General features: G+C 71.9%; 2 protein-coding genes. One reads left to right on the plus strand and one right to left on the minus strand.

The genetic code is table 11. The annotated features are described in order from the left end of the window. The first annotated feature begins 357 nt into the window (after positions 1-357). The gene (locus HCJ92_RS24150; RefSeq protein WP_167935724.1) at positions 358-561 is read left to right on the plus strand and encodes a cold-shock protein; all 204 of its coding nucleotides are present in this window, start codon (positions 358-360) and stop codon (positions 559-561) included. Positions 562-671: 110 nt separating this feature from the next. Here the strand turns inward: HCJ92_RS24150 and HCJ92_RS24155 are convergent, their stop codons facing one another. Continuing rightward, positions 672-1,091: an ankyrin repeat domain-containing protein gene (locus tag HCJ92_RS24155; RefSeq protein ID WP_167935725.1), complete on the minus strand. Its 420-nt coding sequence runs from the start codon at positions 1,089-1,091 to the stop codon at positions 672-674. Between the last annotated feature and the right edge of the window lie 160 nt (positions 1,092-1,251).

The following is a 1,251-nucleotide window of genomic DNA, read 5'->3' on the forward strand; positions in this document are numbered from 1 at the left end:
GCTGAGCCGCGGGCGCCGAGGCGGCGCCGGACGGCGCCCGGCACGCCGCGGGCGCTGCGCCGTCAGGGGCATCGGCCGCCACCCGGGGGGCTCCGCCGGGCAGCGTTTGTCCGCTCCCAGAGAACAGCGGGTGAGACGCCCGACACGTCCCGTGTGTTGTCCCTCCCGAACCGGGGATCAGCGTGCTAACGTGGTCTGCGTTGCGGTTGTGGTACCCATAAACTTTTGTGTGCGCCTGACGGTTAATGCCGCGGGCGCATTTGTTTTTCCCCGGGCTCTGCCCGGGTGGGGACATTGCAGCGACCGGGATCCGCGCAGTGCGGGTCTTGCATTGCCCCGAACAAGAAGGAGAACGACATGGCCACCGGTACCGTGAAGTGGTTCAACGCGGAAAAGGGCTACGGCTTCATCCAGCAGGACGGCGGCGGCGCCGACGTCTTCGCCCACTACTCCAACATCGCCGCTCAGGGCTTCCGCGAGCTCCACGAGGGCCAGAAGGTCACCTTCGACGTCACGCAGGGCCAGAAGGGCCCGCAGGCGGAGAACATCGTCCCGGCCTGATCAGCCCGGACGAGGTACCTGCGTACCGGGGCCGGTCCCCGCACTTCGGTGCGGGGACCGGCCCCGGTCGTGTGCGGGGGCGGTCCCGGTCACCGGGGTCGCCCCCGTCGTCATTCCTCGGCGCCGAAGAGGCGCAGCAGCTCGTGCTTGCCGAACATCCGGGCGGTGTCGACGGCCGACGGCTGCCCGGCGGTCGGGTCGGCGCCCCCGGCGAGCAGCAGTTCCACGACCGCGTCCTCGCCCTTGAAGACGGCGCCGGCCAGTGGGGTCTGCCCCCGGTCGTTGCCCCGCCGGGGGTCGGCGCCCCGGTCCAGCAGCGCCCGGACCGTGGCCGCGTGGCCGTGGTAGGCGGCGAGCATGAGGAGGGTGTCGCCCTTGTCGTTGCTGAGGTTCGGCGGGACGCCGGAGTCCACGTAGGCGGCGACGGTGTCGGTGTCGCCGTTCCGGGCGAGCTGGAAGATCTTGGCGGCGAGCTGCAGGACCTCGGGGTCGTGCGCGGGCTCGTGGCTCTCGGGTAGCGGGCCGGTCATCGGGGGTCCTCCTCGGACGGGGCGCCGGGCCTCGGCAGGCCGGCTGGAGGCCCAACTCGCCGCAAGCGCACTGCAGATGCACGACGCCCTCTCCCGGGCGGCAGCTCCGTTGGGGCTGCTGCGTGTCCCCACAGCTACGCGCGTTGAACACGCCTACGCC

The sequence above is a fragment of the Streptomyces spiramenti genome, from assembly GCF_012034385.1.
Taxonomy (GTDB): domain Bacteria; phylum Actinomycetota; class Actinomycetes; order Streptomycetales; family Streptomycetaceae; genus Streptomyces; species Streptomyces spiramenti.